Source organism: Propionivibrio sp., assembly GCF_016790145.1.
Taxonomy (GTDB): domain Bacteria; phylum Pseudomonadota; class Gammaproteobacteria; order Burkholderiales; family Rhodocyclaceae; genus Propionivibrio.
This window is the reverse complement of the sequence record NZ_JAEUOI010000147.1, coordinates 1-8,200: the sequence shown is the minus strand read 5'-3', so window position 1 is coordinate 8,200 and position 8,200 is coordinate 1. Positions and strand designations below refer to the sequence as shown.

The window sequence follows — 8,200 nt, the reverse complement described above, 5'->3', positions numbered from 1 at the left end:
AGGGCAATGATCATGCTCTGGAATGGCCGTGCCATGACGTAGCCGACATCAAGCAGCACGCCGATGCCCATGAATACGAAGCAGGCGATCAGACCATTGCTGAAGGTCAGCGTGTAGATCGGTTGCAGCCAGTTGATCTGCATGATGTTGACCAGATCAACTGGATCGGCCATCAGCGGGTCGACAAACAGCGTTCCCATCTTTCCGCCTTCAAGGAACATTACACCGGCATTGATCGACGACATGCCAAGACCCATCGGGATCATCAACAGGGGTTCGAGAACGTTTTTCGAGCCGAGGTAAATCAGCAGAAAGCCGAGCAGCATCAGAAAGATGCGGCCAATCATGACCTTTGGCTCGGAGGCAACCAGGGTGGCGATACCCTGAAAGAGGTCAAGAAAACTGATGGTTTCCATGGGATCCTTACCATATGGCAGGCAATTTCAGCGGCCTGTTTTTTTTGTTTAATCGAAGATGTCCAACAGCATGCCGGTCAAGGCCTGGTTAGGTAACATCAGTGTTGTTCAGATACTAACGAAATCAGTTACTTTGGGGCTGATCTGTTTATGTCTGCGAAGGATTTTTAACAAAATCAGTGCCTGGGATGATGAGAATGTTGAGCGGTGCGGCCTTCATTCGCCCAAGCGCGATTACTTGCGGCAATATGCAGAATGTGGTGTGGCCCGGTAATGGCGGAAACCGCCGCTGAAATTGCTGCGACCACTTCGGCAGGGATACCGACTGCTACGGGTGCTGCTGACTGCTGCGAAGCCACTGCGGCTTTGGCAACGGGTTTTGTACGGCTGGTGAGGACGACCAGTACCTTGATAATTACGGCAACAAGCATCGAGACGACGATAGCCAGACCGTAAACCTGCAGGGCTTTGAAGGTGGCGACGCTAAGCATGATTCTTGATTCTCCAGAATTTACATTTGCACTAACTGAGTTTGCGCAGTGTCTTGAGAAGCTGAAGGGTTGGGGTAAATAGGATCTAACTAGGATCTAACAGGTCAAAGATTTCATAAAACGCACGTATTCTAGCGTAGGTGGAGATAGTGTCAATCCATAAAAAAACATCCATAAAAAACAGGGAAAGCACCTGCTAGCTCTTGAAAATTAAGAGGAGAGATAAACGTTGATTTGTAATCGCTCCGATTGCCGTGTTAAGCATGAATTACTCTAAAAGAAATGTATTACGTTTGATGTTATAAATGATTTACGAAATTACATCAAGCAGGGCAATTGGCAGAATGCCCATTCGGAATATGAACCTTTTACAGCGGTTTGCTTTTGTCATCGCTTGAGTCGTTCTTGATTCGGCATGCTGTTTGAACCTGGAAACAGCAATCAAACACGAAGTTAACTCAGCGCGGTCGCTGGCCGCAACCAAAAAGGTGACGCCCTGACGCCGGCGGATTGAATTTGAAAGGACAATATCCTCAACCTCACGAAGAGGTAGACCACCACACGGCGACGGAGGCTACACGGCTTCGTGTACCTCTGCGAAGCGCCTAACCGTATCGCCATTTTTGGCCCGTATGGCAACAGCCTCTATGACGACTTAAATCGCCGCCTGGTGATCGCACATTATGCTTCTTACCCCAGGAATCGTAGCGCGGGTATGCTGGCTACCATTGCAGGTATGGGAAAAGCTGGCTGCGGCGACGCAGCCGGCTGGGAAACGTTGATCAATCAGGCTACAAATGGACCCGACACAGCGAGCAGATAATTGGCATTACCGGCCGGTCGAGGAGGTGGCAGCACTTCTGACGACGGTGCTTGACTCCGGCCTGAGCGATGACGAAGCGTCGATCCGGCGCGCACTGCACGGTGAGAACCGCATCACGCCGAAGCCCGGCAAGGGGCCAGCGCTGCGCTTTGCCTTGCAGTTCAGCCAGCCGCTGGTGGTGGTGCTGGTGATCGCCGGCGCGGTAACGGCTGTGCTCGGCGAGTGGGTCGACTCCGGGGTGATTTTTGGCGTGACGCTGATCAATGCGCTGATCGGCTTCATTCAGGAAGGGCGTGCCGAGAATGCGCTGGCGGCGCTGGCACGTTCGGTCAGCAGCGAGGCGACAGCATTGCGCAATGGAATAAAGCAGCGCTTGCCGTCGAGCGCGCTGGTTCCCGGCGACGTGGTGCTGCTGGCGGCGGGCGACAAGGTGCCGGCTGACCTGCGCCTGTTTCGCGCCAAGGAGCTGCAGGCCATCGAGTCGGCACTCACCGGCGAGTCCACGGCGGTGAGCAAGCATGGCGAGGTGCTGCCGGAAGACACGCTGCTCGCCGAACGCGGCAACATGGCTTACGCCGGTACGGTGATGATCAGCGGGCAGGGTGCCGGCATGGTGGTGGCCACCGGCGACGCGACTCAGACCGGTCGTATCTCGCGGCTGATTGCCGAAGCGCCCGACCTCAGCACGCCGCTCACACGCAAGATGGCGGTGTTCAGCAACTGGCTGCTGATCGTCATCGGCCTGCTCGCGTTATTTACCTTCGGCATCGGGTTGTGGCGCGGTGAATCGGCATTCGAGATGTTCATGGCGGCGGTAGCGCTGGCCGTGGGGGCGATTCCCGAGGGTTTGCCGGCGGCGATGACGATTACGCTGGCCATCGGCGTTTCGCGCATGGCCAGACGCCGCGCGATCATCCGCAAGCTGCCGGCGGTCGAAACGCTGGGCAGCACCACCGTGATCTGCTCGGACAAGACCGGCACGCTGACCGAGAACCAGATGACGGTGCGCGAGCTGTATGCCGGGGGCTTGCGCTACCCGGTGAGCGGCAGCGGCTACGCGCCGAGCGGGAAGATTGGCCAGGAGTTGAACGAAAATCTGGATGAAAAGGTCCGCGAAAAACTCACTGAAAAGGCGCCGCTCGCCGGTGCGTTGCGCGAATGCCTGCTGGCCGGGGCGCTGTGCAACGATTCCAGCCTGCGCAAGGTGGAGCAGCATTGGGAGATTGCCGGCGACCCGACCGAGGGCGCGCTGCTGGTGCTCACGCGCAAGGGTGGCCTTGACGAGATCACGCTACAGAAACTGTTTCCCCGACGCGATGAAATCCCCTTCGCTTCGGCGCGGCAGTACATGGCTACCTTGCATGAAATCGAGGGCGTGCGCATCGCCTATTTCAAGGGCGCCATCGAGCAGCTCTTGCCACGTTCGACGAGCATGCTCGATGCGGCGGGCGATGCGCAGCCGATCGATCGCCGGCAGATCGAGAAGGTTGCAGGCGAAATGGCCAGCGCGGGCTTGCGCGTGCTTGCCGTGGCGCGCCTGATGGCGGTTTCTGGCGATGTGCTGGAACGCGAACAGGTCGAGCAGCTTGAAGAAAATGCGACTATTGACTGCGGACTGCAGTTCATCGGCCTGGTCGGCATGATTGATCCACCACGGCCCAGGGCAATTGCTGCGGTAAAAACCTGTCATACGGCCGGCATCGTGGTCAAGATGATTACCGGCGATCACGCCGTCACTGCGCTGTCGATCGCTTGCCGGATCGGCATCGCCAAAGTGGGCGACAAGGTTCTCACCGGGCGCGATCTGGCCGCTCTCGACGACACTGCTTTGCTCGCCGTGGCACAAGCCGTGCATGTCTTTGCCCGCGTCGAACCCGAGCAGAAGCTGCGTCTGGTGCGCGCCCTGCAGACCGATGGCGAGGTGGTGGCGATGACCGGCGACGGGGTCAATGATGGCCCGGCGCTGAAGCAGGCCGATATCGGCATCGCCATGGGTCTGGCCGGTACCGAGGTGGCCAAGGAGGCGGCCGACATGGTGCTCACCGATGACGATTTCGCCGCCATTGAAGCCGCCGTCGAGGAAGGGCGCGGGGTTTTCGACAATCTGGTGAAGTTCATCACGTGGACGCTGCCGACCAATTTCGGCGAAGGGCTGGTCATCATGGCGGCCATCGTGGCCGGCGTTACGCTGCCGATCACGGCGCTGCAGATCCTGTGGATCAACATGACGACGGCGGTCTTTCTTGGCCTGATGCTGGCCTTCGAGCCGATCGAGCCGGGCGTCATGCGCCGCGCGCCGCGCGCACCGGGAACGCCGATTCTGAGCAAGGCGCTGATCGGGCGCATCGTGCTGGTCAGCGTATTGTTGCTGGCCGGTTCGTTCGGCCTGTTTCTGCTCGAACAGGCGCGCGGGCACACTCTGGCCGAGGCGCGTACGGTCGCGGTAAACGTCTTCGTGGTGGTCGAGGCCTTCTACCTGTTCAACTGCCGCTCGCTTGAAAGCTCGGCGCTGAGCATCGGTCTATTCTCCAATCCGGCGATCTGGTATGGCGTGGCGACGATGGCCGTCCTGCAACTGGCGTTGACCTATGTGCCGCTGATGAACCGGCTGTTTGCCACCGCGCCGATCGGCGGCCAGGCGTGGCTGGAGATCTTTGCTGTGGGGCTGGCTTCCTTGCTGGTGGTGGGGGTGGAAAAACGCTTTCTTAATCGACGCAAGGGGCATCGCTAGAAGAACGAATGGTGCACTATAGCGGCACGAAATACTCAGGCTTCGCGAGGCTGTCGGAACGCACAAAGGTATATGTCTGCGCCTTGCATCGGCCAGAGCAACGAAAGATTGAATGAATCACAACATTTCCCTGATCACCACCATTGCGGCCGGTTTTGGCGCTGCATTGGTCTTCGGCTTCATTGCCGAACGAATGAAGGTGCCGGCGCTGGTGGGTTACCTGCTGGCAGGCGTCCTCATTGGCCCTGCGACACCGGGTTTCGTTGCCGATGTGCATCTCGCCTCGCAGTTGTCGGAGATCGGCATCATGTTGCTGATGTTTGGCGTCGGGCTGCATTTTTCGCTTAAAGACCTGCTCACGGTCAGGCGCATTGCCGTTCCCGGTGCGCTGGCGCAGATGACGGTGGCTACGCTGCTGGGCATGTTTACGGCCTGGTGCTGGGGGTGGAGTCCGGGAAGCGCCCTGATTTTTGGACTGTCGCTGTCCTGCGCCAGTACCGTGGTATTGCTCAAGTCGCTCGAAAACCTGGGCCAGCTCGATACGATGAATGGGCGCATTGCCATTGGCTGGCTGGTTGTCCAGGATCTGGCTGCGGTGTTGGTCCTGGTGCTACTGCCCCCGCTGGTGGCCGTTCTTGGCGGCTCGAAAGATCACGTCGCCGACGCCAGTGCGCTGTGGATGAGCATCGGCCAGATTTTGTTGCAGGTTTCGGCTTTCATTGCCCTGATGCTGGTTGTCGGGCGCCGGGTGCTGCCCTGGATATTGTGGCAGGTTGCACGCACGGGTTCACGCGAGCTATTCACGCTGTCCGTGGTCGCCACCGCGATCGGCATCGCCTTTGGCGCATCGTCGCTGTTCAGCGTTTCGTTTGCGCTCGGCGCGTTCTTCGCCGGCACGGTCATGCGCGAATCCGAGTTCAGCCATCGTGCAGCGCAGGAGTCCTTGCCGCTCCGCGATGCCTTCTCGGTGCTGTTTTTTGTTTCGGTGGGCATGCTGTTCGACCCCGCAATCCTGGTCGATGAGCCCTTACGTGTGCTCGGCGTCCTCGCCATCGTCATTTTCGGCAACTCGCTCGCCGCGCTATCGCTGGTCATCGCGCTGCGTTACCCACTCAATACGGCATTGACGGTTGCGGCCAGCCTGGGCCAGATCGGTGAGTTCTCGATCATTCTGGCCGGATTGGGCTTGTCGCTCGGTTTGCTGTCCACCGAGGGAATGAATCTGGTGCTGGCGGGTGTGTTGATCTCAATTGCCTTGAACTCATTCCTGTTCACCGCCATCAAGCCTTTCCGGCATTGGGCGCTCAAGTACTCTGCACTGGCCCGCCGGCTGGAACAGCGGCAAGACCCGTATGCCGAGTTGCCGATGAGCACCGAACTGAAATATCTCGAAGGGCAGGTCGTTCTGGTCGGTTATGGCCGGGTGGGTCGCCGCATTGCCAGGGCGCTCGATGGGCGCGGCATCCCCTATGTGGTTGCCGAGCAGAACCGTGAGGTGGTCGAAGACTTGCGCAAGTTGGGGAAAGCCGCTGTTTCAGGAAATGCCGCCGAAGCGGCGGTGTTGATTCAGGCGCACATTGCCAATGCAGCCATGCTGGTCGTCGCCATGCCCGATACGCTCAACGTCCGGCAAATGGTCGATATCGCGCGGACACTCAACCCGGACATTGAAATCATCGTGCGTACCCATGGCGAGGATGAATCGGTATTGCTGCGGCGTGACGGAATCGGAACAGTCTTCTTCGGCGAGGAAGAACTGGCCAGGGGAATGACCAGCCATATCCTTGAGCGTTTTGCTCCTCAGCCTGCGGCTAAGCCACCCGGACATCGGTGACCGGGGTGGTGAAACCGGAGACGGTGCATTCCACCGGTGATTGGCCTTGGGAAGCCTGCACTTTCGCACCCGAAAATGCAGCGAGGCATTCAAAAGCTCATTCCCGAGCCGCATAGTTTGGATGGCTGATGAAGGATGATAACGGGAACGGCGAACTCAGCTCATGCGTTTTGGCCATTTCCTTGAGGTATGGAAAACACGCAGGATTTCAATCGCATTTTCACGAACTCTATAGGGCAATATGTACGGAAACCGGGTTAATACAAGTTCACGTGTTCCCGCAATACGCCCAGGCCGTCCAATGTTTGGGTGATCGGAAAGCGTTTCAGCACTGGCGCGTACATGACGTACGAATTCTAAAGCCATTCGAGGGCTGTCCTCTGCGATGTAGGTGGCTTCATGGTCGAGGTTTTGCAGTGCTCGGCGAAGCCATTTAACCTTCATGTTTCCTCATGATGGCATTAACTTCGTCATCGGAGGCGAAGTCCCCCGCATCCGCCTCTTCGAGCGCTTGCTGAATCTCCCCCACCTGCCATGCTTCCAGGTCAAGATACTGTCGGATGGCCTCGCCGGCCAGGTAGGACTTGCTGCGCTGAGTAGCTTCGGCCAGCTTATCCAACTGATCTCTTACCTGCACCGGAACGCGCAAGGTCAAGGTCGCTGTGTCCATGATGAATACCTCGTATTAGTATGTGTACATCGCAATATTAGCACGAACCTTGGCACGTCAAGAAGTAGCCACGGTAAATTTGTACTTACGCTAACTCATTGTTTTACTATTAACAAACGGCTGAACGACAGTATCCAGCGCCAAACCTTCTGCGTCTATCAAGCCTTAGCCGCTTAGCTATGGTGGGGATTGGCGGGAGCCGGCAGCGCGACGGCGATACCGTGGTTGTGCCTGGCATGGATCGCTTGGCGCGTAACCTGGACGACCTCGCCTCGGGCAAAGGCTGAACAAGCTGTGGCGTTCAAGCAAAACGCCGAGCATCCTTGAGCAGCAGAATGAGTTGCCGTTCGTGCGCTGGTGTGGACTCGAAGCCGAAACGAAGATAGAACGCCTCGGCATCTTCGCCGATGGGGTGTGCCAGCACAGCCCGAATACCCGCTTGCTCAGCAATTGCAAGCGTTCGGCGGATTGCGTCTTGCAGCAGGCTGAAACCAAGACCCTGCCCTTGGTAGTCGAGATCGACTGCAAGCCTCGTAAGAATAACCAGTGGAATCAGGTACTGGCCCATCCCGCGACGAATCTGCTCGGGAGCATCGAGCGTGTCGATCTGGCCAACTGTCAAGCTGAAGTACCCGACGACGCGGTCCCCATCACAGGCGACGAACGTTTTCGCCGAACCGCTACCTTGAGATTGGCGTGAGTGTCGCAGCAGCCAGTCGGTGAGGGCCGGTTTCCCGCAGTCAAACTTTTCCAGCCAATGATTCGCATCCAGTGACAGTGGTGCCAATAGACTCACTTCTCTGACCACACCGGACGCCGGGAGAACAAATTGGTCAAACCGGGGTTGTCAGACTCCGGTCGATCCAGCATTTCCAGGAGCGCTTGGTACTGAATGCCGGAAACCATAAACAATCGCTGGTCGAGCAAGGTCTGTTCGGCCGCCTGGTAAGCGGCATCGAGAATGAAATCAGTCAACGATTTGTGTGCGACGTCGGCGGCGCGACGCAGAACGGTTTCTTGTTCAGGCGTAGCGCGCAGGCCGAGTCGGGCTGATCGAGCGGTAGTAGACGCAGGCATGGCAAATTTCCTTCAGGTGTACTAACCATCATGGCGATTGATTTGCCACCCCGGAACATGAAAAAATGAGGCATCGGAAACCTTCACTGATGTTAGAGGCACCAGGGGTGGTGCTTGGCAGAGTGGTGGCGCGCCGATTCGTTCTTTAACTGCCCATC

Annotated in this window: 8 protein-coding genes; 2 read left to right on the top strand and 6 right to left on the bottom strand. The window is 57.9% G+C overall.

Annotated elements, in window-relative coordinates:
- Both JNM42_RS12105 and JNM42_RS12100 read right to left on the bottom strand, forming a co-directional pair.
- Nucleotides 1-416: sodium ion-translocating decarboxylase subunit beta (locus JNM42_RS12105; RefSeq protein ID WP_294270079.1), on the bottom strand; the 416-nt coding region annotated here is incomplete at its 3' end.
- Nucleotides 417-592: 176 nt separating this feature from the next.
- Nucleotides 593-907 (bottom strand): hypothetical protein, encoded by a 315-nt coding sequence (locus JNM42_RS12100; protein WP_294270074.1) that lies wholly within the window; start codon nt 905-907, stop codon nt 593-595.
- Between the two features lie 797 nt (nt 908-1,704).
- Between JNM42_RS12100 and JNM42_RS12095 the strand changes: the two genes are divergently transcribed.
- Together JNM42_RS12095 and ybaL are read left to right on the top strand one after the other, a co-directional pair.
- Nucleotides 1,705-4,461, top strand: coding sequence for an HAD-IC family P-type ATPase (locus tag JNM42_RS12095; RefSeq protein WP_294270071.1), 2,757 nt, complete (start codon nt 1,705-1,707; stop codon nt 4,459-4,461).
- Between the two features lie 112 nt (nt 4,462-4,573).
- Nucleotides 4,574-6,295, top strand: a complete 1,722-nt coding sequence (gene ybaL / locus JNM42_RS12090; protein WP_294270066.1) for a YbaL family putative K(+) efflux transporter — start codon at nt 4,574-4,576, stop codon at nt 6,293-6,295.
- Nucleotides 6,296-6,451: 156 nt separating this feature from the next.
- Here the strand turns inward: ybaL and JNM42_RS12085 are convergent, their stop codons facing one another.
- The 4 genes from JNM42_RS12085 to JNM42_RS12070 form a co-directional block, all read right to left on the bottom strand.
- The gene (locus JNM42_RS12085) at nt 6,452-6,739 is read right to left on the bottom strand and encodes a type II toxin-antitoxin system RelE/ParE family toxin (protein WP_294270059.1); all 288 of its coding nucleotides are present in this window, start codon (nt 6,737-6,739) and stop codon (nt 6,452-6,454) included.
- Entirely contained in the window at nt 6,729-6,965 is a 237-nt protein-coding gene (locus JNM42_RS12080) for a ribbon-helix-helix protein, CopG family (protein WP_294270053.1), read from the bottom strand. Before JNM42_RS12080 ends, JNM42_RS12085 begins: the two co-directional genes overlap by 11 nt.
- A 301-nt stretch (nt 6,966-7,266) precedes the next feature.
- A complete protein-coding gene (locus JNM42_RS12075; RefSeq protein ID WP_294270049.1) occupies nt 7,267-7,761 on the bottom strand; it encodes a GNAT family N-acetyltransferase in 495 nt (164 codons plus the stop codon).
- Entirely contained in the window at nt 7,758-8,042 is a 285-nt protein-coding gene (locus JNM42_RS12070) for a DUF1778 domain-containing protein (RefSeq protein ID WP_294261171.1), read from the bottom strand. The genes JNM42_RS12075 and JNM42_RS12070 overlap by 4 nt, the downstream gene beginning before the upstream one ends.
- Nucleotides 8,043-8,200 lie beyond the last annotated feature (158 nt).

What these genes read in the sequence shown, in the direction of transcription:
- JNM42_RS12100 (WP_294270074.1), bottom strand. Translation starts at nt 907, where the DNA reads ATGCTTAGCGTCGCCACCTTCAAAGCCCTGCAGGTTTACGGTCTGGCT.
- JNM42_RS12095 (WP_294270071.1), top strand. Translation starts at nt 1,705, where the DNA reads ATGGACCCGACACAGCGAGCAGATAATTGGCATTACCGGCCGGTCGAG.
- ybaL (WP_294270066.1), top strand. Translation starts at nt 4,574, where the DNA reads ATGAATCACAACATTTCCCTGATCACCACCATTGCGGCCGGTTTTGGC.
- JNM42_RS12085 (WP_294270059.1), bottom strand. Translation starts at nt 6,739, where the DNA reads ATGAAGGTTAAATGGCTTCGCCGAGCACTGCAAAACCTCGACCATGAA.
- JNM42_RS12080 (WP_294270053.1), bottom strand. Translation starts at nt 6,965, where the DNA reads ATGGACACAGCGACCTTGACCTTGCGCGTTCCGGTGCAGGTAAGAGAT.
- JNM42_RS12070 (WP_294261171.1), bottom strand. Translation starts at nt 8,042, where the DNA reads ATGCCTGCGTCTACTACCGCTCGATCAGCCCGACTCGGCCTGCGCGCT.